This window comes from Dyella agri, from assembly GCF_044904705.1.
Taxonomy (GTDB): Bacteria; Pseudomonadota; Gammaproteobacteria; order Xanthomonadales; family Rhodanobacteraceae; genus Rhodanobacter_A; species Rhodanobacter_A agri.
Genome location: NZ_JADIKL010000001.1, coordinates 219,556 through 245,286, shown reverse-complemented (window position 1 = coordinate 245,286; position 25,731 = coordinate 219,556). Strand labels below are relative to the sequence as shown.

15 protein-coding genes are annotated in these 25,731 nt (G+C 67.1%); 12 read left to right on the top strand and 3 right to left on the bottom strand.

What is annotated here, in order from left to right:
• Nucleotides 1-268: 268 nt before the first annotated feature.
• The 12 genes from ISP14_RS00990 to ISP14_RS00935 all read left to right on the top strand — a co-directional run bounded on the left by ISP14_RS00990 (nucleotide 269) and on the right by ISP14_RS00935 (nucleotide 21,079).
• Nucleotides 269-3,337, top strand: coding sequence for a TonB-dependent receptor (locus ISP14_RS00990; RefSeq protein ID WP_404535278.1), 3,069 nt, complete (start codon nucleotides 269-271; stop codon nucleotides 3,335-3,337).
• An 82-nt stretch (nucleotides 3,338-3,419) separates the two neighbouring features.
• A complete protein-coding gene (locus ISP14_RS00985; RefSeq protein WP_404535276.1) occupies nucleotides 3,420-4,373 on the top strand; it encodes a formylglycine-generating enzyme family protein in 954 nt (317 codons plus the stop codon).
• 62 nt (nucleotides 4,374-4,435) lie between these two features.
• Nucleotides 4,436-6,013 carry a sulfatase family protein gene (locus ISP14_RS00980; RefSeq protein WP_404535274.1) on the top strand — a complete coding sequence of 526 codons (1,578 nt, stop codon included), beginning with the start codon at nucleotides 4,436-4,438 and terminating at the stop codon, nucleotides 6,011-6,013.
• A gap of 120 nt (nucleotides 6,014-6,133) precedes the next feature.
• Nucleotides 6,134-8,152 (top strand): enterotoxin, encoded by a 2,019-nt coding sequence (locus ISP14_RS00975; protein WP_404535271.1) that lies wholly within the window; start codon nucleotides 6,134-6,136, stop codon nucleotides 8,150-8,152.
• Nucleotides 8,153-8,154: 2 nt separating this feature from the next.
• Nucleotides 8,155-9,615: a hypothetical protein gene (locus ISP14_RS00970; RefSeq protein WP_404535268.1), complete on the top strand. Its 1,461-nt coding sequence runs from the start codon at nucleotides 8,155-8,157 to the stop codon at nucleotides 9,613-9,615.
• Between the two features lie 46 nt (nucleotides 9,616-9,661).
• Nucleotides 9,662-10,648, top strand: a complete 987-nt coding sequence (locus tag ISP14_RS00965) for a metallophosphoesterase (RefSeq protein WP_404535265.1) — start codon at nucleotides 9,662-9,664, stop codon at nucleotides 10,646-10,648.
• On the top strand, nucleotides 10,645-12,402 hold the full coding sequence (locus ISP14_RS00960) for an alpha-L-fucosidase (RefSeq protein ID WP_404535261.1): 1,758 nt from the start codon (nucleotides 10,645-10,647) through the stop codon (nucleotides 12,400-12,402). The genes ISP14_RS00965 and ISP14_RS00960 overlap by 4 nt, the downstream gene beginning before the upstream one ends.
• A gap of 6 nt (nucleotides 12,403-12,408) precedes the next feature.
• Entirely contained in the window at nucleotides 12,409-13,629 is a 1,221-nt protein-coding gene (locus ISP14_RS00955) for a metallophosphoesterase (protein ID WP_404535256.1), read from the top strand.
• A 27-nt stretch (nucleotides 13,630-13,656) separates the two neighbouring features.
• Nucleotides 13,657-15,117 (top strand): GH1 family beta-glucosidase, encoded by a 1,461-nt coding sequence (locus ISP14_RS00950; protein ID WP_404535254.1) that lies wholly within the window; start codon nucleotides 13,657-13,659, stop codon nucleotides 15,115-15,117.
• On the top strand, nucleotides 15,114-17,309 hold the full coding sequence (locus ISP14_RS00945; protein WP_404535252.1) for an alpha-N-acetylglucosaminidase: 2,196 nt from the start codon (nucleotides 15,114-15,116) through the stop codon (nucleotides 17,307-17,309). Before ISP14_RS00950 ends, ISP14_RS00945 begins: the two co-directional genes overlap by 4 nt.
• Before the next feature lie 25 nt (nucleotides 17,310-17,334).
• Nucleotides 17,335-19,200, top strand: a complete 1,866-nt coding sequence (locus tag ISP14_RS00940) for a right-handed parallel beta-helix repeat-containing protein (RefSeq protein ID WP_404535250.1) — start codon at nucleotides 17,335-17,337, stop codon at nucleotides 19,198-19,200.
• A gap of 10 nt (nucleotides 19,201-19,210) precedes the next feature.
• Entirely contained in the window at nucleotides 19,211-21,079 is a 1,869-nt protein-coding gene (locus tag ISP14_RS00935) for a beta-galactosidase (protein WP_404535247.1), read from the top strand.
• Nucleotides 21,080-21,093: 14 nt separating this feature from the next.
• Here the strand turns inward: ISP14_RS00935 and ISP14_RS00930 are convergent, their stop codons facing one another.
• The 3 genes from ISP14_RS00930 to ISP14_RS00920 are packed head-to-tail and all read right to left on the bottom strand — an operon-like array spanning nucleotide 21,094 to nucleotide 25,666.
• Nucleotides 21,094-23,430 (bottom strand): glycosyl hydrolase family 95 catalytic domain-containing protein, encoded by a 2,337-nt coding sequence (locus ISP14_RS00930; RefSeq protein WP_404535244.1) that lies wholly within the window; start codon nucleotides 23,428-23,430, stop codon nucleotides 21,094-21,096.
• Nucleotides 23,427-24,491: an alginate lyase family protein gene (locus tag ISP14_RS00925; RefSeq protein WP_404535242.1), complete on the bottom strand. Its 1,065-nt coding sequence runs from the start codon at nucleotides 24,489-24,491 to the stop codon at nucleotides 23,427-23,429. The genes ISP14_RS00930 and ISP14_RS00925 overlap by 4 nt, the downstream gene beginning before the upstream one ends.
• Nucleotides 24,488-25,666, bottom strand: a complete 1,179-nt coding sequence (locus tag ISP14_RS00920) for a glycoside hydrolase family 88/105 protein (protein ID WP_404535240.1) — start codon at nucleotides 25,664-25,666, stop codon at nucleotides 24,488-24,490. Before ISP14_RS00920 ends, ISP14_RS00925 begins: the two co-directional genes overlap by 4 nt.
• Between the last annotated feature and the right edge of the window lie 65 nt (nucleotides 25,667-25,731).

Genomic DNA, 25,731 nt, shown 5'->3' with positions numbered 1-25,731 from the left:
AAGCCGCATCACCCGTCATGCCGGCCGGTGCCGGCATGACGGGCGCGGAAACGGCTCGCGCACATCCGGATCGGATGCAGGCATTGCCCGGCTTGGTCCGGGGGGCACGAGTGAAAGCACCGGCATCAGTGTGATGGGCCATCGACCGATGGGATGAGCCATCGGTCGTCGAACGATTCGCAAGAAGAAGGGGGCAGTCGTTCGCGGATATCCGGAAGCAATTCAATTATTGGAGAGGGGAATAATGGGATCCAGTGCAAATATTTCGATGCGCAAGACGGGCCTGGCTACGGCGTTGGGCTTGTTGCTTGCATCCACGGCCGCCTATGGCCAGTCGACCACCAGCAGCATTTTCGGCCACGCGCCGGTGCAGGCGGGCGAGAGCGTGGTGGTCAGCAATGGCGCGGGCCTGACCCGCACGGTCGGCGTCGACAGCCAGGGCCGCTACAACGCCACCCAGCTGCCGATCGGCACCTATTCGGTGAGCCTGATGCGCGACGGCCAGGTCGTCCAGCGTCGCGACAACGTGTCGTTGAAGGTGGGCGTCGGCGTGGACATTTCCTTCAGCGCCGAGAGCGCCGCAGGCGGCGCCACGAACGCGAAGCAGCTGTCGGCCGTGAGCGTGACCGCCAATGCGGTGCCGCCGATCGACGTCAGCTCGGTGGACTCGCGCACGGTGATCACGGCCGAGCAGCTGGCCAGGCTGCCGCTGCCGCGCACGGCCGAGGCGGCCGCGTTGCTGGCGCCGGGCGCGGTCACTGCCGCCGGCGGCGCGACCAGCACGACCGGCGAGCCGCTGGTCAGCTTCGGCGGTTCATCGTCCACCGAGAACGCGTACTACATCAACGGTTTCAACAGCACCGATCCGTTCAATGCCAAGGGCGGCATCGCGCTGCCGTACGGCTCGATCGACCAGGAAGAAGCCTATACCGGCGGCTACAGCGCCCAGTACGGCCGCACCGACGGCGGCGTGATCAACATGATCGGCAAGAGCGGCACCAACCAGTGGCATTTCGGCGCCCAGGTGGTGTACGCGCCGGAAGACTGGCGCTCCAGCCAGGACAACACCTACTACATGAACGGCCTGCCGCCGAAGCCGGTGGCGGGACGGTTGTACAGCCCCGCCAGCCAGAATGATTCGTGGAACTCCACCTACGACGTGTACGTGGGCGGTCCGATCATCAAGGACAAGCTGTTCATCTTCGCTTCGGCGGAAGCCAACGACACCGGCGGCTACTCGGTCAACCCGGTGACCACGGGCACCTCGAAGCACTACAAGACCAACAATCCGAAGTGGTACGCCAAGGTCAACTGGAACATCAACGACAGCAATCTGCTGGAGTTGACCGGCGCGTCCGAGAAGAACGAGACCACCGGCGCCTTCTACAACTACAACTACAACACGCTGGGCGACAAGAGCTTCAAGGCCTTCGCCAACACGACCAAGCTCGGCGGCGACATGTGGTCGGCCAAGTACACCAGCTACATCACCGACAGCCTCACCTTCAACGCCATGTACGGCAAGATGACCACGGTGAACTACAGCGCGCAGCCGGGGTACAGCCCGCAGTACACCTATGTCGGCGACTACACGAACCAGAATCCGACGCTCAACGGCGGCACGCCGATCACCAACGCGCAGACCAACGCCACCATCGCCAACCCCGGCAACAACTACAAGACCAGCAACCTGCGGCTCAGCCTGACCTACACGCTCGGCGCGCACACCATCACTGCCGGTATCGACAACCTGCGTTCCAACGCCAACAACCAGGGCAGCATCACCACCGGTCCGGGCTATTACTGGGACTACGCCTACACCAACAAGCCCACGTCGCCCATCTCGGCCATCTCGGCAACGGGCCCGGTGACCGTCGGGCCCATCGCCAATTACCCGGGCGGCGCCCCGATCAATGGCACGAGCTACTACGTCACCAAGAACATCAGCGTCTCCGGTGCCGGCCTGCTGACCACCCAGCGCGCCGAGTACATCGAGGACAACTGGCAGATCAACGACCGCTGGCTGGTGTCGATCGGCCTGCGCAACGACGCCTTCAACAACTACAACGGCTCCGGCCAGTCCTACATGCGGCAGACCTCGCCGCAATGGGCGCCGCGACTGGGCTTCAGCTGGGACGTCTACGGCGACGGCACGTTCAAGGTGTATGGCAATGCGGGCCGCTACTACCTGGGCCAGCCGCTGGCGCCGGGCGGCGTCGCCAACGGCGTGCTGCGGACCAGCCAGTACTTCACCTACACCGGCATCGCGGCCGACGGCACGCCGACCGGCCTCACCCAGCTCTCGCCGGCGACCTCGGCGAACAGCTTCTTCGGCCAGGCCCCCGATCCGCGCACGCTCACGGTGCGCAACATCAAGGCGCAGGACCAGGACGAGTTCATCCTCGGCTTCACCAAGACCGCCGGCCAGAACTGGGTCTATGGCGCCAAGTTCACCCGTCGCCTGATCCGCCATGTGCTGGACGACTACTGCGACGGCACCACGGTCGCGGCCAAGGCGGCCTCGGAAGGCATCACCGACATCAACAGCTCCGCCTGCTACTACATCAATCCGGGCCAGGCCAACACCTTTGCGGTGCAGGATCCCAGCGGCGCCTTCCACGATGTGACGCTGTCGAATGCCGAGATGGGTTTCCCGCATGCGGTGCGTCGTTACTACGCGCTGGAGAGCTTCCTAGAGCACCCGTTCGACGGCAAGTGGTACGCCAAGGTCAGCTACACCTTCTCGCGCAGCTACGGCAACAGCGAAGGCCAGGGCCAGTCCGACATCCGCGCGGTCGGCGGCATCCAGAACGAAGACTGGGATTACCCGTCGCTGATGGTCTACGCCGGCGGCCCGCAGGGCAACGACCACACCCACCAGATCAAGGCGTTCGGCTACTACCAGGTCACGCCGGAGTGGCTGGTGTCGGGCAATCTGAGCCTGGTCTCGGGTGGTCCGAAGTACTGCCTCGGCATGTACGGCACCGATCCGAACAACACGGCCATCAACCCGGCCACCGGCGCGCCCTACAACGATCCGTCCGGTTACGGCTCCAACTACCACTGGTGCGACGGCCAGCCGTCGCCGCCGGGGGCGAGCGGACGCCTGCCGTGGATGAAGCAGGTGGATCTGGGCGTGCAGTACCGGCCGGCGTTCGCGGATCACAAGCTGGGCTTCCACCTGGACGTGTTCAACGTGTTCAACGGCCAGGCGCCGCTCAACCTGTATGCGCAGATGTACCAGGGCCACGACGGCACGCTGAATCCGCTCTACGGCACGCCGATGTATCTGCAGCAGCCGCGCTACGTGCGCATGAGCGTCACCTACGACTACTGATCGGTCGTGGGGTTTGTGCGAGTGCGCTGTTTGCGCAGGTGGCCTTGCCGGCAACGGCAAGGCCACCCCGACAGGAGAGGGCATGAACCTGATGTCGTTGCCTGAGGGCAACCCTATGCAGCGTCCGCGCAGTCACTGGCGGGGATTGTTTGCGATCGCGGCAATCGCAGTGGCCCTGAATGCCGGCGCAGGCACTGCCGCCGCTTCCACCATGCCTGCCCCGTCGAAGGCGGCTCGCGCAGGCATGGTGTTCATCCGCGGCGGCAATTTCGCGATGGGATCCGCCGACGACATGGCCGGGCCCGACGAGAGACCGGTGCATACCGTCGCAGTCAAATCGTTCTGGATGGACCGGACCGAAGTGACCGTCGCCCAGTTCCAGAAATTCGTCGATGCCACGCATTACGAGACCGACGCGGAAAAGTTCGGATGGTCCGGCATCTTCAGTATCGCGGATGCCCGCTGGGAGCATGTCGATGGTGCGGACTGGCGCCATCCCGATGGTCCCGGCAGCCGGGCCATGCCGGACAACCCGGTGCAACATGTGTCCTGGAACGACGCCGTCGCCTATGCCCGGTGGACGGGGCATCGCCTGCCGACGGAGGCGGAATGGGAATATGCCGCGCGCGGGGGATTGGCCGGGAAGACCTACAGCTGGGGAGATGTGCTCAACCCCGGCGGGAAGATCATGGCGAACTGGTGGCAAGGGAGCTTTCCCAGCCATAACACCGGGGCCGACGGTTTCGTGGGTATCGCACCGGTCGCCAGCTTTCCACCCAACGGCTACGGCCTGTACGACATGACCGGGAACGTCTGGGAATGGATCGCGGACTGGTTCGGCCAGGATTACTACGCGCGTTCCCCCACGGAGAACCCGCAAGGGCCGGCCAGCGGGAGCGAGCGGGGTCTGCGTGGCGGCTCCTACCTGTGCTCGGAGAATTACTGCACCAACTACCGTGTCGCCGGCAGGAGTCACGCAACGCCCGACACCTCCCTTTCCAATATCGGATTCCGCACAGTCAAGGACATCGACTGAAACCGCCCGACTTCCGTCGCCGGGGTTTCAGGCGCGGTTCGACATATTCAAGGAAATCCGTCATGCGCCGCCTGTTCCCATTTGCCATGCTGCTCGCTGCGTCGCTTTGCGCGCATGCGGCCGGCGCAGCCGCCAGAAAGCCGCCGAATGTCGTCGTCATCCTCGCCGACGACCTCGGTTACGGCGATCTCGCGGCGGACGGGCAGGGCAAGATCCCCACGCCGGCCATGGACCGCCTGGCCAGCCAGGGCGTGCGGATGACCTCCGCCTATTCGGCCGCTTCCACCTGCACGCCGTCGCGCTATGCGTTGATGACCGGCGAGTACCCGTGGCGACTGCAAGGCACCGGCATTCTTCCCGGCAACGCATCGCTGATCATCTCGCCCAGCCGGGTGACCTTGCCCAGAGTGTTCAAGGAGGCGGGCTACGCCACCGCGGCGATCGGCAAGTGGCATCTCGGTCTGGGCGCGGGCACGCCCGACTTCAACGAGCGCATCGTGCCCGGTATCAACGAGGTGGGCTTCGACTACTCGTTCAACATGCCCGCGACGGCGGACCGCATGCCCACCGTGTATATGGAGAACGGCCGGGTAGTGAACCTCAGTCCCGGGGATCCGATCACGGTCAGCTACACGCACAAGGTCGGCGACTGGCCCACCGGTGCCGACCACCCCGAGCTGATGCGGATGAAGTCCAACGAGGGACACCTCGGCACCATCGTCAACGGCATCGCGCGGATCGGCTGGATGACCGGCGGCAAGGCGGCGCTGTGGACCGACCAGACCATGTCGGATACCTACATGAAGCACGCCCTGGATTTCATCCGCGAGCACAAGGATCGCCCGTTCTTCCTCTATTACGCGGCCACCGAGCCGCATGTGCCGCGCGACCCGAATCCGCGCTTCGCCGGCAAGTCCGGCGTGGGCGCGCGCGGCGACGCGGTGGTGCAGTTCGACAGCGAGGTCGCCGCGCTGATGGACGAGCTCAAGCGCGACGGACTGGACGGCAACACCTTGGTGATCCTGTCCAGCGACAACGGCCCGGCCGTCGCCGACGGCTACGCCGACGGCGCGCTGCCGACCGAAACGAAGATGGGCCATCACGCCAACGGCATCTACCGCGCCGGCAAGTATTCGGATTACGAAGGCGGCATCCGCATGCCCTTCATCGCCCGTTGGCCCGGCCACATCAAGCCGGGCACGGTGATCGACCAGCCGGTTTCGCTGACCGACATGGTGGCGACGGCCGCCGCGCTGACCGACCGGAAGCTCGGCCCCGCCGACGCGCCGGACAGCTTCGACATCCTGCCCACGCTGACCCGCGGCGCGCCGTCGCAGCCGTTCCTGTTGTTCGGCAATCCGGACCGCAAATACGGCGAGCAAGCCTCGGCCATCCGCGAAGGCGACTGGAAGCTGATCGTGCATGTGTCGCACGACGAGCACCGCAACCCGGCCAACGGCACGCCGGACCCGCAGGGCCAACCGCAACTGTTCGACCTGTCCACGGACCCGCGCGAAGATCACGACGTGGCCGGCCAGCATCCCGGCGTGGTGGCGCATTTGACACAGGAGCTGGACGCGGCGAGCAAGGCGGGCTTTACCCGTCCGGGCGCGGAAGCGGTCCCGCGCATGCAGAACTGATCGATCGCCGTGTTGCGCGGGCCGCGCCACGCAACGCGCTTGTCGATACCTATTGGATCACTACGAGAGGCAACCATGGCAGCATCGCATTCCCACTCCCTTCGCGCATCGCGCACAACCGTGCTGGCTTCCTGTCTGCTGGCCGTGCTGGCCGGGCTCGGAACGGCGCATGCCGAGGACAGCGTCGCCACCGGCAAGAAGGTGCTCGAGCCCGGCACGGCGGCATTCGTCGACCAGCAGGGGGCGGAGAGTTTCGGCAACGCCGCGATCGAAGCGCGCTGGAAGCTGGACGGCAAGCACCTGGTCGGCATGACGGTGACCGACCGCGTGCACGAGCGCACGTTCGCAGTGTCTGCACCGTTCGCACTGACGATGGCCGACGGCCGCACGATCAAGGCTTCCGACATGGATCTGCAGTCGCCGCCGCGGGCGGTGGCGCTGCCGGTGGATGCGCAGGCCTCGCGGTTTTCCGAGCGGCTGGCCGGCAAGGCGGTGGAGGCCAGCTTCGGCGATGCGGACGGGCGTTTCCGCGTGGACTGGAAGCTGGTGCAGCGCGACGGCTCGCCTTACCTGCGCGAGGAAGTCAGCATCACCGCGCTGAAGCAGGACGAGAAGATCGCCAAGGTATCGCTGCTGCAGTCGCAGGCGAACGCTCCTGAAGTGGTCGGCACGGTGAACGGCTCGCCCATCGTCGACGGCGACGTCTACCTTGGCTTCGAGAACCCGCTGTCCGACAGCACGGCATACCACAATCTGGCAAAGCTCACGCTGTCGCGCACGCTGCCGCTGGAGCAGGGCAAGACGGTGGCGTACTCCGCCGTGGTGGGCGTGGTGCGCGACGGCCAGCTGCGGCGCGACTTCAACAGCTACGTGGAACGCGAGCGCGCACACCCCTACCGTACCTTCCTGCACTACAACTCCTGGTACGACATCGGCTACTTCACCCCGTACACCGAGACGGAGGCGCTGGATCGCATCAACACCTTCGGCCGGGAACTCAGCGTCAAACGCGGCGTGAAGCTCGACTCCTTCCTGTTCGACGACGGCTGGGACGACCGCAGCGGCGCCTGGAACTTCAGCAAGGATTTTCCGCACGGCTTCGTACCGCTGCGCGACGCTGCCGCGAAGTACGACGCCGCGCCGGGCATCTGGCTGTCGCCATGGGGCGGTTACAGCAAACCGCACGACGAGCGCATCAGCAGGGGCAAGGCGGCCGGCTACGAGATCATCGACAACGGCCTTGCACTGTCCGGGCCGAAGTACTACCCGCGCTTCCATCAAGTCGTGATGGACATGATCGACAAGCAGGGCATCAACCAGTTCAAGTTCGACGGTACCGGCAACGTCAGCAGCGTGTTCCCCGGCAGCCGCTTCGACAGCGATTTCGCCGCGGCGATCCAGCTGATCGACGACATCCGCAAGGACAAGCCGAACACCTTCATCAACCTCACCACCGGTACCTGGGCCTCACCGTTCTGGCTGGGTTACGCCGACACCATCTGGCGCGACGGCGAGGACGACTGGTACACCGGCGTGGGCAGCATGCGCGAGCAGTGGATCACCTACCGCGACCAGCAGACCTACCAGAACATCGTGTTGAAGGGCCCGTTGTTCCCGATCGACTCGCTGATGCTCCACGGCATCATCTACGCGCAGAAGAACCCGCGCCTCAACACCGATCCGGGCCACGACTTCGCCAACGAGGTGCGTTCCTACTTCGCTACCGGCACCGAACTGCAGGAGATGTACATCACGCCCTCGCTGCTCACGCCGCAGGACTGGGACACGCTGGCCAGCGCGGCGAAGTGGTCGCGCGCCAACGCCGCAGTGCTGCGCGACGCGCACTGGATCGGCGGCGATCCCGGCCGTCTGGACGTCTACGGCTGGGCTGCGTGGTCGCCGAAGAAGGCCATCGTCACCTTCCGCAATCCCGACAGCAAGCCGCAGCTCGCAGTGATCGATCTGCAGCGGCAGCTGCAATTGCCGCCGGGCGTGGCACGCCGCTTCAGCGTGCATGATGTGTGGCAGAGCGGCGGCGCCGGCGTACCGAAGGCACTGGATGCCGACCACACGGGCACGATCAAGCTGGCGCCATTCGAAGTGCTGACGCTGGAGCTGACCCCGACGAACGGAGGCTGAGCATGACCGACCTGACCCGCCGACACCTGCTGCAGGCCGCCGCCCTCCTGCCGTTGGCCACCGCCTGCGGCGCCCGGGCCTCGGACGCGAATGCATCCGCAGCACAAGCCAGCTTCGCGCTGGACACGACTCGCCCCGGGCGGCGCGTCGATCCCGGCCTCGCCAGCCTGAGCTACGAAACGCTGGAGCTGTCCGACCCCACCTTCTTCGCCGCGGACAACCATGGCCTGGTGCAACTGTTCCGCGAGATGAATCCGCACGGCGTGTTGCGCATCGGCGGCAATACCAGCGACGACACCGTGTGGGGTGGCTACAAGGGCCGCATGCCGACCTATGTCCCCCGCAGGCACGGCAAGCTGCTGCAGCCGCACGTGCTGAAGCCGGAGGGCCTGCAGGCGCTGGCCGGTTTCGTGCGCGCCACCGGATGGAAACTGGTGTTCGGCGTGAACCTGCGCATCGGTTCGCCAGAGATGGCGGTCGACCTGGCGCAGACCGTCCAGCGCCTCGTGGGCGACCAGCTGTTGGCGATCCAGATCGGCAACGAGGCGAACAACTACGAACACGACTACGCCGAGTTCGATGCGGCGTGGGTGCCTTATGCCAAGGCGCTGCAGGCCGCCGGCCTGCCCATCGCCGGGCCGGACACCGGCGCGAACACCGACTGGGTGATCGAGTACGCCAAGCGGCACGCCAAAGAGAACGTGTTTCTCAGCCGGCACTACTACCGCGAGGCGGCGGAAAACGGTTCGATCCCGGACATGCTCGCCGGCGATCCCGGTTTCTTCGGCGAGGTCGAGCAGATCATGCAGGTGGCGGACCAGTATGCGCTGCCGTTCCGTGTCTCGGAGGGCAACTCGTACTACAACGGCGGCCGCGACGGCACCAGCAACGTGTTCGCGTCCGCGCTGTGGGGCGCGGATTTCATGCTGGCGCTGGCGCAGCACGGCGCGGCGTCCATGCATTTCCACGGCGGCACGCTGCTCTCGGTGGAAACCTCGCTGGGCCGCGTGGCGAAGGCACCCGAGGGCGGCGACATCGTGGCGCAACGCGACGCGCAGGCATCGCGCTATTCCGCCATCGCCGGCAGCCGTGCGCTGGGCTACCAGCCGCGTCCGCTGTTCCACGGCATCGCACTGGCGCAGCGCTTCGCCGGTGCGCAGATGCTGCCCGGCCAACTGGGCGCCGGCGGCGCGAATCTCACCGCTTACGCGGCGAAGCGGGGCGACGAGGTGCTGGTCGCGCTGATCAACAAGGATGCGCAGCGCGATGTCACGGTGGCGCTGAGCGGCTTGCCGCACGGCGCCAGCGGCGAGCTGATGCGCCTGCGCGCACCCGCGTTGGACAGCCGTCGCGACGTGAGCTTCGCGGCGGATGGCCGCGCCTCCGCCGACGCCAGCGGCACGAGCCGCATCGCGCTGCGGCGTGGCAGTGCAGTGCTGGCGAGTTGGAAGGGGCGCGGTTGAACACGATCGCGCAGGTGTCGCACGCAGGAATCACGGGCGCGGCGCCGTGGCCATAGACAGGAGATCGTTCCTGAAGGCAGGTCTGCTGGCGCTGGCGCCGCTGGCGTCGCGCGCCGCGGCATTTGGCGCTCGCCCCTCACAAACATCGGCGCCGCTGTTCTCGTTCGGCGTCGCCGCCGACATCCAGTACGCGGACAAGGCCACGGCCGGTGCGCGGCACTACCGCGATTCGCTGGCGAAGCTGGACGACTGCCTCGGCTTCTGGAATGCCGCGCCACTCGATTTCGTCATCCAGCTCGGCGACTTGGTGGACACCGGCGGCCTGGCCACCCTGGACACGACCTGGGCGGCCTATGCCAGGGCACGGGCGAAGTCATACAGCGCGCTCGGCAACCACGATTTCGTGGCGCCGCGCGACCAGGTGATCGGCGCGCTGCACATGCCTTCCGCGTATTACAGCTTCAAGGTCCGTGGCTGGCGTTTCGTCGTGCTGGACGGCATGAACGTGAGCATCGACGGCGGTTGGCCGAAAGACGATGCGCATTTCCTGGAAGGGCAGAAGATCAACGCGGCGCTGGAGCAATCCGGCGCGCCGATCGCCGGCGAATGGAATGGCGCAGTGGGCGAAGCACAGCGGCACTGGCTCGCCGGCGAGCTGGCCGAGGCCACGGCGAAACGCGAGAAGGTAGTCGTGTTCTGCCATCTGCCGACATTGCCCGGCTCCTGCCAGCCGGACCTGCTGCTGTGGGACCACGACAAAGTGGTCGAGCTGCTGGACGCTTGCCCGACGCTGGTTTCCTACATGTGCGGGCACGACCACCATGGCGGGTACGCCGAGCGCAACGGCGTGCACTACATGACCTTCCCCGGCATGGTCGAACATGCCGCCAAGGACAGCAGCTTCATCGTCGACGTCCATGCGGACCAGCTGGTCGTGCGGATGATGAGTGGTTGGGAGCGGCGGCTGGCCTTTCCCGCGAAGGCGTTGCAAACCGGTGCGACTGCAAAGCTGACAAGAGGGCATCACGCATGAGGCTTTCACGATTCGCCGCCGCTGGTCTGCTGGCGCTTGCCGCCAGCAGTGGCATGGCTGCCACCGGCGCGAACGTGCCGACGGACCGTCCCTTGCCCTTGGCCGGCCCGCGCCCCGACGCCGCGACCGTGCAGGCGTGGCAGGCGCGCAAGTTCGGCCTGTTCATCCACTTCGGCTTGTACTCGCAGCTGGGCGGCGTGTGGGACGGCAAGCGCATCACCCAGGGCTACAGCGAGCAGATCCAGTCCTTCGCGCCGGTGCCGATCGACCAGTACGAAGCGCTGGCGAAGCGTTTCGACCCGGAGAAGTTCGATCCCGATGCCATCGTGGCGCTGGCGAAGGCCGCGGGCATGAAGTTCATCGTGCTCACCGCCAAGCACCACGACGGCTTCGCGATGTTCCACACCGCGCAGAACCCCTACGATATCGTCGATGCCACGCCGTACAAGCGCGATGTGGTGAAGGCGTTGGCCGACGCCTGCGCGCGGGCGCGCATGCCGTTCGGCGTGTACTACTCCACTATCGACTGGCACTGGATGCACGGCCAGTACCGGCCCGACAACGACAACCCGATCACGCCCGCGCAGGCCGACTTCAACGTGGCGCAGATCCGCGAGCTGATGAGCCACTACGGCTCGATCAGCGAAGTATGGTTCGACATGGGCATGCCCACGCCGGCGCAGAGCGAGCGCTTCGCCCGCGCCGTGCACGAGCTGCAGCCACAGACAATGGTGTCCGGCCGCGTGTGGAACCACCAGGGCGACTTCACCGTGATGGGCGACAACCGCGAGCCGGACGAGGGCATGGAGAAGCCCTGGCAGTCGCCCGCGTCGATGTTTCCCGAGACCTGGGGCTACCGCTCCTGGCAGCGGCGCGACGACCTGCAAGGCAAAGTCCGCGAGAACATCGCGCGCCTGGTGCGCGTGGTCAGCGCCGGCGGCAACTACATCCTCAACATCGGGCCGGAAGGCGATGGCTCGGTAGTGCCCTACGAGGCGGACGTGCTGCGCGGCATCGGTGCGTGGCTGAAGCCGCACGGCGAAGCGATCTACGGCACGCATGCCGCGCCGCTCGGGAAGCTCGGCTTCGGCTATGCCACGCTGGGTGCGCATACGCTGTATCTGTTCGTGGAGAAGCCGCCGGCTGACGGCGTGCTGCATCTGCCCGGGGTTGCGGATACCCGCTTCGGGCAAGGGCGGGTGCTGGGCGATGCGCAGGCACGCGTCGGCGGTGTCACGGTCGATGCGTCGGGTGCGCACGTGGAAGTGGCAGGCCTGGACCGTGCGGGCTACATGCCGGTGGTGGCGATTCCCTTCGATGGTGCCTTGCACGTGCGACCCGATGCCGTCGCGCCAGGCACGGATGGCCATCTGCAACTGGCGGTAGCGCAGGCCGAGCATTTCCTCAATTACAACGGCTACGGCTACGAAGACCCGTCCACGGTCTACAAGCTGCGCTGGCATGCCCAGGCCGGCGCAGGCGACTACACGTTGACCGTGCATTACCGCGATGCGCATGCGGCGGCGAAGCTGGATGTCTGGGTGGACGGCCATCCGCAGGCGCTGGCCTTGCCGGCCGGCGACGGCACGGCTCGCCTGCGCGTGAGCCGCGACCCGCATGCGTTCCCGTATGCGATGCAGGTGGAGCTGACTCCCGTGGCGCCTTTCCACAAGGGCGACCGCTTGCCGGCCATCGTCGAAGCGGTGGAGCTTGCGCCACTCGCGCAGCCGGCCATTCCGCCCCATGGAGGATGAAGATCGATGCCTGATGCCCGTTTGCTGCGTTCGTCTTGCTGGCCGCGTCTCGGCTTTGCTCTGTTTGGCCTGTTGCTGAGCTTGCCGGCACTGGCCGCCACGAAGCAGGCTCAGCCTTTCCATGACGATGACGCGGACGCACCGTACAAAGTGTGGAACAGCACGTCGGCGATCACCATGCCGCCGCTGCTGCTCGATGTGTCCGACACCTCGGTGGTGGTGGAATGGATGACCGACAGCGACGCCGACGGCAGCGTGCGCTACGGCGAGCACGCACTCGACCGCACGGCATGGGCCGCGCACGACGGGCTGCGCGACGTCGGCACCTTCCATCGCGTGGTGATCGACGGCCTCGCGCCCGGCCATACCTACCAGTACCAGGTGGCCTCGCGCCGCGTGGTGGCGCTGAAGCCGTACTGGCCCGAGCGCGGTAATACCGTACAAGGCGAGACCCTGCACTTCGCCACGCTGGATGCCGCGCGCGGCACCGCACGCTTCGCGGCGATCACCGACACGCACGAGAAGGTGTCGCGCATCGACACGCTGCTCGCCGCCATCCGCAGGACACCCGTGGATTTCGTGGCGCACCTGGGCGATACGGTGAACTGGGCGGCGAGCGAGCCGCAGTTCAAGGACGTGTTCCTCGCACCGACCGCCGGCGGCCTCGGCGGCACCGTGCCGCTGCTCTACGTGCACGGCAACCACGAATACCGCGGCCCGTTCGCGCGGCAACTCGGCGCGTACCTGCATGCGCAGGACGACCGCTACGACTACGCCCGCGACGACGGCCCGCTGCACCTGATCGCGGTCGACACTGGCGAAGACAAGCCTGACGACACCAACGTCTACGCCGGCCTCAACGACTTGCGCGATTACCGCCGCGAGGGGCTGGCGCGCTTCGGCCTGGCGCTGGCGGCACCGCGCACCCGTGGCGCGCCGTTCACCGTGGTGCTCGGCCATCAGCCCGACTGGGGCTGGACCGGCGGCGACAACGCCAAGTGGACGCAGTTGGCGAACGCAGCGCATGTCGACCTGTACATCGCCGGCCACGAACACCGCTTCATGCACATCAAGCCCGGTGAACGCGGCAACGACTTCCCGATCCTGGTGGTGGGGCAGGACCAGGTGGCCTGGGTGGAAGCCAGCGACACCGTGCTGAAGGTCAAGGTGACCGACGGCAACGGCAAGCTGATCGACGCGTTCACGCTGGCGCGCAAAACCAAGTAACCGCAGCAATTTTCCGGAGGCTCCCGCATGAACCCCTTTTTGTCGCGCCGGCAATTCGCCAAGGCCGTTGGTGGACTCTTGGCGGCGTGCGCCGTTCCGATGGCGGCGGAAACGCGGGCGGCCGCAGGCCCGAAAAACGACACGGCGACGAAACGCGCCTTTCCCCCGGGCTTCGTGTGGGGCACGGCTACGGCGGCGTACCAGGTGGAGGGTGCGGTCAAGGCCGACGGGCGGGGCCAGTCGATCTGGGACGCGTACACACACACGCCAGGCAAGGTCGCCGACGGCAGCAACGGCGACATGGCCGACGACGATTACCACCGCTACCCCGAGGACATCGCGCTGATGCGCTCGCTCGGCGCGGGCGGGTACCGGTTCTCGGTGGCGTGGCCGCGTATCTTCCCCAATGGCGGTGGACGCCCCAATCCCAAGGGCGTGGATTTCTACAAGCGGCTGGTCGATGCCCTGCACGAGGCAGGCATCGAGCCGTACTGCACGCTGTACCACTGGGACCTTCCCGAGGCGCTGCAGCGCAAGGGTGGCTGGCAGAACCGCGACACCGCCAAGGCCTTCGCCGACTACGCCGGCTACATGGCCGGCCAGCTGGATGGCCGCGTGCAGCACTTCATGACGATGAACGAGATCAGCACCTTCATCGGCAACGGCTACGGCGGCACGACGATGGCGCCGGGGCTGGGGCTGAAAGGACAGGCGCTGGCACAGGCGCGGCACCATGCGCTGCTAGGCCACGGGCTGGCCGTGCAGGCGATCCGCGCGGCCACCGGTGCGAAAACAAAGGTGGGTTCGGCCGAAGGCATCGACGCGCCCATGCCGGCCTACGACGCGCCCGAGCACGTGGTTGCCGCGCGCAAGGCCGCGCTGGAGGAAAACGCCGGGTACCTCACCGCCATGCATACCGGTCGCTACACCGACCTTTACCTCAAGACCCTGGGCGCGGACGCACCGAAGTTCACCCCCGAGGAGATGCGCATCATCGGCAGCAAGACCGATTTCCAGGGTCTCAACGTCTACACCGGCAACTACTACATCGCGGCGGATAACGAGCGTGGCTACGAGGCCGTGCCGTTCCCTTCATCGTATCCGCGCATGCAGAGCAGCTGGATCCAGTTCGCGCCGGACGCCATGTACTGGGGGCCGAAGCTGATGGCGGAAGCGCTGGGCATCAGCGACATCTACATCACCGAGAACGGTACCTCCAGCACGGCGGCGCCGGACGCCGAAGGCCGCGTGCTGGACATCGATCGCGTGATGTTCCTGCGGCAATACCTCGGCGAATTGCAGCGCGGGATCGCCCATGGCGCGCCGGTGCGCGGCTATTTCCTGTGGAGCCTGCTGGACAACTTCGAATGGAGCCGCGGCTACTCCGAACGCTTCGGTATCACCTGGGTGGATTTCGCCACGCAGAAGCGCACGCCCAAGCTCAGCGCGATGTTCTACCGCGACGTGATTGCGAGCAACGCCGTATGAAACGACGACTGCAGCAACTGCTTATCGGCCTGCTGCTGACAGGTGCCTGCGCGCCTGCCGGTTTCGCCGCCACCCCGGCAAAGCCGGCCTTCGATACCGCTCCGGCGCACGCCGCACTGCAGCGCCTGCTGCCGCAGCAACAGGCGCAGTTCACCCTGGTCGCGCTGGATCGCGGACAGGGCGGCGATCGCTTCGAGGTCCGCGGCACGCCGGGGCACATCGTGGTGGCAGGCACCTCGCCCGCGGTGATCCTGACCGGGGTGGAAACCTATCTGGAGCGGGTGGCGCACGTAGGCATCGGTTGGCCGGGCGACAGCCTTTTCCGCTTGCCGGCCACGCTGCCGGCACCGGCCGCGCCGATCGCCAGCCATGCCGTGGTGCCGGACCGCTACGCGCTGAACGACACCGACGACGGCTATTCGAATGCCTATCTCGACTGGCCGGCGTGGGAACGCAAGATCGATCTGCTCGCGCTGCACGGCATCGACGAGGTGTTCATGCCGGTCGGCACGGAGGAGGTGTATCGCCGCAGCTTCCGCGACTTCGGCTACAGCGACACGGAAATCCGCGCGTGGATTCCCGCCACCGCGCACCAGCCGTGGTGGCTGCTGCAGAACATGTCCGGTTTCGACGCGCCGGTGCCGCCGCAGCAATACGCGCGGCGCGTGGCGCTGGCACAGAAGATCGTGGCGCGCCTGCGCGCGCTGGGCATAACGCCGGTCTTCCCCGGTTACTTCGGCACCGTGCCGGAGGGTTTCGCGGCGAAGCATCCTGGCGCGAAGGTGGTGCCGCAGGGCATGTGGGTGGGTTTCAAGCGGCCGGACTGGCTGGACCCGCGCGATCCGCTCTATGCGAAGCTCGCGGCGGATTTCTACCGCCAGCAGCGCGCGTTGTTCGGCGACAGCACGATGTACAAGATGGACCTGCTGCACGAGGGTGGCCGCGCCGGCGACGTGCCCGTGGCGGATGCCGCGCGCGGTGTAATGGACGCGCTGCAGGCCGCGCATCCGGGTGCGCGCTGGGTAATGCTGGGCTGGCAGCACAATCCGCTGCCGGCGGTACTCGACGCGGTGGACAGGCAACACCTGCTGATCGTCGACGGTCTGTCGGACCGCTACGACGGGTTGGACCGCGAGAAGGACTGGCACGGCGTGCCGTACGCCTTCGGCAGCATCCCCAACTTCGGCGGCCACAGCACGCTGGGCGCGAACGCCGGCGTGTGGCTCGAACGCTATGCGCAATGGATCGGCAAGCCTGGCAGCAAATTGCGCGGCATCGCCTGGATGCCCGAGGCCAGCGGTATCGACCCGGCGGCGTTCGCGCTGTTCGCCGCGCTGGCCTGGGAGCCGGTGCCGCACGACAAGGCTGCGTGGTTCAAGGCCTATGCCGACAGTCGCTACGGCGGCGCCGACGCGCATGCCGAAGCTGCGTGGCGCATCCTCGGCGACACCGCTTACGCCATGCCGTCCAACGGCGACTCGGAGCCGCAAGACAGCCTGTTCGACGCGCGTCCTTCGCGGAGCGTGGGCTCGGCGGCGAGCTGGTCGCCGAGGGCGATGCGCTACGACGCCGGGCAGTTCGGGCAAGCCCTGTGCGAACTGCTGCAGGTGGCACCCGCGTTGCGCGGCACCAGCGCCTACCGCCACGACGTGGTGGACGTGGCGCGGCAGGCGCTGGCCAACCACGCCCGTGTGCTGATGCCGCGGATCGAGGCGGCTTACGACGCGAAGGACGCCGCGCGCCTGCATGCGCTCGATACCGAATGGCTGGACGACATGGCGCTGCTGGATCGCCTGCTCGCCAGCGATCCGGATTTCCTGCTCGGCGCTTGGCTTGCACCGACGCGCGCGGCGGCGGACAACGCGGCCGATGCCGCACGGTTCGAGTACGACCAGCGCACGCTCATCACCGTCTGGGGCGACCGCCAGGGCGCGGACGAAGGAGGCCTGCACGACTACGCCAACCGCGAGTTGTCCGGTCTGGTGAGCGGTTTGTACGCGCCGCGCTGGCGACGTTACTTCGCGTCGCTGGAGCAGTCGCTGGCGACGGGCAAGCTGCACGAAGCGATCGACTGGTATGCGATGGAGCATGCATGGGCTGTTGCGCGCGATGCGCAGCCGACCGCGCCGCAGGGCGATCCGTGGCAACGGGCGTCCGAAGTGGCGCGACGGCTCAGCGTCTGCGGGCGATGAAACCGTGATCGAACGAGGAATACCCATGACCGTACGCGCTCCATCCTCCTGGCCGTGGCGGCCGCTGGCCGCCTTACTGTGCGCGGCGGCGCTGCTGCCTCTCGCGTCGCAAGCGCAAACCCTGCACGTCGCGCCAGGGGGTTCGGCCAACGGCGCCTGCGATGCGTCGTCGCCCTGCAACTTGCAGGCGGCGCAGGCGAAGGTGCGCGCATGGCGTGCCCAGGGTCGCAACGACATCACTGTGCAGTTGCAGAGCGGCACTTATCGCCTGCAGCAGCCACTGCATTTCGACCCGGCGGACAGCGGCACGAACGGCCATCCCGTGCGCTGGCAGGCGGCGCCGGGGGCGCATCCGGTACTGTCGGGTGCCCGCCTCGTGCAAGGTGCACGCGATGGCGCGCTGTGGCGTTTCGCCTTGCCTTCGGACGATGCGCCATCGAGTGTCTATGTCGATGGCCGGCGCCGCTGGCCTGCCCGCACCAGGGCCTGCCCGCATTGCGTGGTGGATGCGAAGGGCTTGTCGAACGTGCCGCCGGCGATCCTGCATGTATTGCAGGTCGGCTCGGTGGCGGCGATGCACGCGCGCTGGCGCGATTTCCACTGCCGCGTGATCGCCCTCGGCACGGATCGCGTCGATCTTGCGCAGCCGTGCTGGCATAACGCCACGCTGGATTCGCGCGGCAACGGCTGGGCGGTGGCGAGCCCGGTGGGCAAGTACTACGGCGGCGTGGACTGGTTCGAGAATCTTTCCGGCGATCCGCTCGAGCCCGGCAGCTACACGGTCGATGCAACGCATCGCACGCTGCGCTACCGGCCCCTGCCGGGCGAAACATCGCGCGCACCGTCGATCGAACTGCCGGTGCTCGAACAATTGCTTGTGTTGAAGGGCACGCTCAAGGCGCCGGTGCACGACCTGGTGTTCAGCGGCATCACCTTCGCGGGCACCGATTGGCGCAGGGCCGCGTCCGGTGACGGTTACGTAAGCCTGCAGGCAGGTTACCTGGTGGATGGCCCGCGCCAGGGCGGGCTGCCCGACGATGGCGAGGGCATGACGCGCATAATCAGTGCCGTGGATGTGCAGGCGGGCCGCGACATCGTGTTCGACCGTGACAGCTTCCATCAGCTTGCTGCAGCGGGCATCACGTTGGCAGGCGGTACGCACGGCGGAGCCGTGACGAACTCGCGCTTCACCGACCTTGGCGGCGGCGGCGTGTTCACCGGCGACACGGAAGGGCATCCCGCCGATCCGGCCAGCAAGACGTCGGACATCGTGGTCGCCGACAACCGCATCGATCACGTGGCGCTGGCCTGGCGCGACAACGTGGCGATCATGGCCGGCTTCGTGAACGGCCTAGCCATCGCGCACAACACCATCACCGATCTGCCCTACAGCGGCATCTCGGTGGGCTGGGGCTGGAACTACGAAGGTACGGCACCGGTGGAGTCTTCCATCCACATCGTCGGCAACCGCATCGAGCGGGTGATGTTGCAGCTGGCCGACGGCGGCGCGATCTACACGCAGGCGCAGTCGACCCCGGGCACTTCCTGTGTGGTGCGCAACCTCACCGACATGCGCCACAGCGGCGAAGGCAACGGCATCTACCTCGACGAGCACAGCACGTATTTCGACGTGGAACGCAATGTGGTGCTGGGCTCATGGGTGAGCGCGTGGGCCTCGTGGAGCGGACATCTGCGCATCGTGGACAACTGGACCGACAACGCGGGCGGGCCGCACAACGCCGGCCCGACCAAGGTCTGGTCGCCCAACTTCACCCAGTTGAAGACGCTGCCTGCCGCAGCCTTGGCCGTGCAGCAGGCGGCTGGCGCGAGGGAAGGCAGGCCCGAATCCGCACTGCCGATTCGCGTGCCGTCTCTCTGCCCACAACCGTAGGAGCATCCCGATGCAACGCAGGCACTTCCTGAAACTCGGCGCGCTCGGTGTGGCCGGCACGCTGGCCGCGGATTTTGGCCTGCGTGCCGATGCACTTCCCGCGCAGGACGAACACACGCCGCGGCCCAACGACGGCAAGCCGCACCGATTCAGTTTCGGCAAGCGGCAATTCCTGCTCGACGGCAAACCGTTCCAGATCATGAGCGGCGAGATGCACCCGATCCGCATTCCGCCGGTGTACTGGCGGCAGCGCATCCGCATGGCGAAGGCGATGGGCCTCAACACCGTCAGCCTGTACCTGATGTGGAACGCCTACGAGTCCGAGCCCGGTGTGTTCGACATGGACAGCGGCGCGCGCGACTTCGTGCGCTTCATCCGCCTGTGCGCGGAGGAGGGCATGTGGGTGTACCTGCGCCCCGGCCCCTTCGTTGCCGGTGAATGGGATTTCGGTGGCCTGCCCTCATACCTGCTGCGCGATCCGAGCATCGTCGTGCGCACCAAGGACGATGCGCGCTACATGGCCGCGGTGCGGCGCTATTTCGACCACGTCGCACCGCGCATCGCGCCGCTGCTGGTGGCGAACGGCGGACCGATCCTGATGCTGCAGATCGAGAACGAGTACGCCTCGTACGGCAGCGACCTCGCTTATCTCGAAGTGCTGCGCCGGTTGTGGCTGGAACGCGGCATCGAAGGTCCGTTCTCGATCTCCGACGGTTTCAGCCAGATCCAGTCCAAGCACACTTATCTGCCGGGCGTGGCCTTGGGCCTGGACGGCGATACCGATTTCGACGCGGCGCAGGCGATCGCCGGCGATCATCCGGTATGGATGGGCGAGGGCTATCCCGGCTGGATTTCCTCCTGGGGCGAGAAAGACTTCCCCAAGGACGATTTCGAGCCGACGCTGAAGCAATTGCTGGCCGCCGGGCGCTCGTTCAATCTGTACGTGGTGCATGGCGGCACTAACTTCGGCCTCACCTCCAGCGGTGGTTCGCGCCCGGACGGTAGCGGTTTCTCGACAGTGACCACGAGTTACGACTACGGCTCGCCGATCAACGAGCATGGCGCGCCCGCGCCGGCCTATCACCGTTTCCGCGCCTTGCTCGCGCAACACTCGCGGCGCGGTCTGCCCGAAGTGCCGGCGACGCCAACCATCGCGGGTTTCGATCCGGTGCAAGCGAAGCCGGTGGCCTCGCTGTGGGATCTTCTCCCGGCGCCGCAGAAGGTGCACGCGCCGCGCTCCAACGAGGAACTGTTCGCCCAGAACCAGGGCATGGTGCTCTACCGCAAGCGCGTGCGCGGCCGGCAACTGCAGTTCACCGGCGTGCACGACTACGCCACGGTGTTCACGGACGGCAACTATGTGGACTACGTCTCGCGTGTCGTCGACCCCCGCCTGCACACCACGGGCAAGTTCGCCCTGGACGGGCAGGAGCGCGTGCTCGACCTGCTGATCGACAGTTTCGGCCATATCGGCAACGCGCAGATATACAACGACCGCAAGGGTCTGGTCGGCGGCGCGCAACTGGACGGCCAGACGCTGCTGGACTGGGATGTCTACAGCCTGCCGGTGGACGACGCGCTGCTGCAGCGCGTGCGCCATGCGCCTGCGCCATCGGCACCCGATCGACCGGGCCTGTTCTTCCGCGCCGAAGTCACGCGCGACGTCGAAGCCGATGCCTACGTGGACATGAGCGCCTGGCGCAAGGGCTATCTGTGGGTCAACGGCCACCTGCTGGGGCGCTACTGGAACCTCGGGCCGCAGCAGCGGCTGTATTGCCCGGCGCCGTGGTGGCGCAAGGGTGTCAACGAGATCCTGGTGCTGGACTTCCATCGCACCCGCGGCGCGGCGATTGCCGGCGCCGTCAGCTTGCACGATTGAGGGGCGGCCACCCGTCAGGGCAGCCCGATACGCCGCGCTCCCAGTGTTTTCGGTTTGCTGGCCGCTGTCCCGTCGATCGCTGTATAGACGGGTTCCGCGCCGGATCGATCGACGCGCCGGATCAGATAGGCCTTGCCGGCCTGCACGCTGAGCCGAAGCACGTCGTCGTGGCCATCGGCTTCGGCGACACGCGTGCCGCTGCCTGAGGCGACGGCCTCCGTAGCCTGCCCGGGCCATGGATTGCGCACCGCTATGCGGCCATCGGTACCTGCTTCGATCACCACAGTGTTCGGCACGCCATCGCGAATCTGCAGATCGACCTTGCTGCGTTGCTGGATATAGACCGTGGCATCGGCGTTCCAGCCTTTGGGCCACGCGGGTGCGATGCGGATCAGTCCGTCGTGGTCCTGCGCCAGCGCATCCTGCAGCGTGGCGGCGACCACGCCCATTTGCTCGACATAGAACTCGTTGCCGGTGAATCCAGAGAAGCCGGAAAGGTATTTCTGGTATTTGCCGGTGAGCGTCAGCAGGGCGGTTCTCACTTCATCGGCGAGGCCGAGGTGCGCGGCCTGCAGCGGGTCGTAGCTCCAGTCGTTTTCGAACTTGTTCGGACGTTGCATGTACGTCTGCACGCCGAGCGCGTGTTGTGGGCCGCTGTCGCCGATCAGCGCATAGGGCCAGACAGGTTCGAGGCCGATGTTCTCGGTGTTCTGGATTTCTGCGCCGGCGTCGTAGGAGGGGCCGATCACATCATCGCCGCCGGATTTCTGCAGCGGCAGTGCAGGGATCTTCGGCAAGGCCTTCTGCAGCTCGGCGATCAGCGCGGCATCGGTGTGCAGGGTTTGCGCCGCCTCGATGATGACGGGGAACGCCGCCTTCATCGCCGCGATGTCGGTGGTGGGGTCGTGCACGTCCCACTGGGTTTCGTGCGCGTTGGAGGGAAAGGTGTGCAGCAGGCCGTCCGCGCCGGGCCTGGCATAGGCAAGCAGGAAGCGCGCGGAGGCGGCCATCACCGGGTAGTTGGCGGCGAGGAAGGCACGGTCCTGCGTAGCGAGGTATTGCTGCCAGATCCACAGCGATATCTCGGCGCCGGTGCTCAGCGTGCGCGCGTTGTAGTACGGCGGCGACTTGGTGCTGCAATTCACGCCGGGCTGCTTCAGCCAGTTCGCGTTCTCGTAGCCGCGGCCGTTGAAACGCATGGTCTCCGGCACGCAGGCGCCGGGGCGGCCATCCATTTGCGCGCGCGTCCAGGCTTCGATGCTGGTGAGGTTGCTGCGGTAGAGGTTGAAGTATGGCGTGTTCAGTTCGTACAGGCCGGCGCCGAGGTTGGCGGCGACCTGCATGCGCAGGTTCCAGTGCCAGTACGCGGAAGGCGACCAGCGATGCTGGTCGCGGGTGGAAGAAAACAGGTCGGCGATGCCTGCCTGCGAGCCGGGCAGCGGGCCGCGGCTTTCGGCGGCGGTGGCATACAGGTCGATGGCGCGCAGGTTCTCCATGTACTCGGCGCTGCCGTCGGCGGAAGTCAGCTTCATCAAGCCGGCGCGTCGCCAGAATGCACTCCACCAGTCACGATGCGCGGTGTCGGGAACCCCGCCGGCGTCGGCGAGCAGCCGCCTCGCGCTGCGCATGGCGTCGCCGCCTTTCCACGCTGGCGCAGCGACCAGCACGCGGAACGAGCCATCCGCGTTGGGCTTGAACGACAACGCCACCGTCTGCGGCCCTTGCACCTGCCCGCGTACGTCGCGTGCAAGCGCGGTAATGGCGGCCAGCGAGCCGAAGGTCTGGCCGGAGGCGCCGGCCTCGCCGGTGTCCTTCCATGTTTCGGCGAGCGCAGCCAAGCCCTGTTGCGCGATGGTCTGCGGCTGGCGTGGTTGCCACAGCTGCAGCAGCACGGATTGCCGCGCATCCGGATCGGCGCCATGCACATCGATCACCGCGACATCCGTATCGGGCTGCACGTAGACCGTGGCCTGCATGCCGGCGCCGCTTTCGCGGAATTCGCCATCGTGGAGATCGAGCCGGCCTGCATAGTCGGGCGCGTCGACCAGGCGCTTGAGGCCGGGCAGCAGTACCTGTCCCGGCGAAAGGCGGCCCGGCAAGGTGTCCGCGCGATTGAGCTGCAAGGTCAGGCCGTCCTGCGACCACGCGGCGAGGCCCAGGCGACCGTTGCCCAGCGGCATCGCTTCGTCGGCGCGCAGGTTCGCATGCCCCAGCACGATGTCGGACCGGCCCACCACGCCGCTGACGTCCGCATTGAAGCGTTGATCGTGCCAGGCGGTGGTGATGTCTGCGGCAGCGCAGGCCGATGTGACCAGGCATGCGATGAGTGTGAATGTGGCGGTGCGCTTCATCGCTTGTCCCCGGGCATGGCCGCACAGGCTTGCAGTACCGGTGGTGCGTTACCCAGTTGCCCGGCCAGTGTGCGGTACTTCGGCATCAACACCGCTGCCTGCGCATACAGCGCGGCGCTGTTGTGCGGGTCCCAGGCGCCGCCGTAGCCCTTCAGTCCGGCCTTTTGCCGTTCGATGTCGAACGGTTCGCTGGTGTGCACGAACTCCTGGTGTGTGCGCCGGCCTTCGGCCCAGGGCGCCAGCCAGTCCAGTGCGGCGGCGATGGAGCTGCCGGTGGAGGAGCGTGCCTCCAGCAGGTTGTCTTTGCCGTAGGACGAGAGCGCGAGCGCGGCCTGTACCAGCGGCTCAAGATCGTAGGTGACGTAGTGCAAGGCGTCGCGCTGGGCGAAGTCCACCGTGCTGCCGTCCGGGCGGATGTTGGCGGCCACCTGGATCAGCAGCCGCTCGCGCGCGGCGGCGACCAGCTGCGGATCGCCCAGTGCGGCGGCGCTGGTGGCGAGCAGCTTGATGCGATGGCTCTGCCAGTTGTTGATGTCGTTGATGTAGGTGGAGCCGGTCTTGGCTTGCAGACGCGTGAGGTAACCCTCGGCGATGCGGCGGATCAGCGCGGCCGTCGCCTTGCGGGTGGAGGCGGGCAGGGCGTCGTGGGTAAGCACGTAGGCCTGGAACAGGTTGGCGAGGTTGGTTTCGTCGATCGGGTTGAAATCGGGCTGGTAGGTGCCGGCCCAGGCGTCGAGGTAACGCGCCGCCTGCTGCAACAGTTCCGGCTTGCCGCTCAAGCGCCACGCTACCGCGGCCCGCAGCGCCAGCGGCCAGTCGCGTTCGGCTTCGTCGCTGGCGTCGTGGATGCCTTGGTGCGGCAGCAGGCCTTGTGTGTGCACGTGGGCCATGGGGTGTGGCTGGGCATCCAGGTGCGCGAGCGCGTCGGTCACCACGGCATCGTTCGCATGCGCGGGCGATGGTGCGGTCAGCGGGCACCACCAGCGGGGCGCATCGTCGGCGTGGGCTGCGGCGCAGGTGAGCGTGAGCAGGGCGACGGGAATGAGGTGGCGCGTGTTCATCGCGATGTCTCCTTGCTCAGCGCATCGACTTCGCCGGCGGCGAGCAGGAAGGCGCCCACGCCGTACACGTAGCTGGCGCCGGGCGGATAGTCACCCGGCGCGGCGCCGATCGGCTGGATGTCGCCGAGCCGGCCGTCGGCATAGATTTCGCCGACCAGCCCGCGCCAGCCGCGCTCGATCGCGGGACGATAGCTGGCGTCGTCCAGCACGCCGTGGCGCACGCCCCACGCCAGTGCGTAGACGATGAAGGCGGAACCGGAGGTCTCGGGGCGCGGATAGGCGTCCTCATCCAGCAGGCCGGCGCGCCACAGACCGTCGCGGCCTTGCAGTTGCACCAGCCGCGCGGCCATCTCGCGGAACTGTTGGACGTAGCGCGGACGCTGCGGATAGCCGGCCGGCATCAGTGTCAGCACGCGTGCGAGGCCGGCCATCACCCAGCCATTGCCGCGGCTCCAGAACAATTTGCTGCCGTTGCGCTCGTGCTTGTGCAGATAAGAGGCGTCGCGGCTGTAGAGGTGTTCCGCCGGGTCGTACAGCAGCGCGCTGGTGATCCGCCACTGGCGATCCATGTAGTCGAGATACGCCGTGTCGTGCGTGGTGCGGGCGAGGCCGGCCCAGGTCGGCGGCGCCATGAACAGTGCGTCGCACCACCACCACAGCGGTCGCTGCGTATCGTCGGGTTCGCGCATCTGCGCGTCGTAACGTTCGCGCAGCGGCTTGAGCATCGCTGCGTCGGGCGTGCGTGCGTACAGCGCCAGCCAGGCCTGCGCCACCGCCTGGTCGTCGGCATGGTGCACGCGTGGGCCGAGGCCCCAGCCGGCATGCTTGCCCACGCCACGCACGTAGTCCGCGTAGCGCGGTTCGTGCAGCAGTTCCGTGGCGCTGAGAAAGCCGAGATAGAGCGGGGCGTAGGTCCAGTCCAGGCTGTCGTGGTCCTTGACCCGGCCGTATTGCCAGGCGGCGACCATTGCCGCGGCGCGGCGGATGTCGGCGGAATGCATCGCGCCGGAAAGCTGCGCGCGCGGACCGGGGTTGGCCGGCGCATCGCCGGCCTGGGGATCGTCGGCCCGCGCGTTGCCCGGCGACATTGCCAACAGCAGGCTGGCCAGCAGGCATAGCGCGCCGGCCAGCAGGCGCGATGGAAGCGGGGACGGTGCGAGGCGTGCGGATGGCATGGCGATCCCGGAGACGGATGGCGTGTTGAGGCCGAAGTCGAGCTTAGGATAGAGTTTCGAAAAGT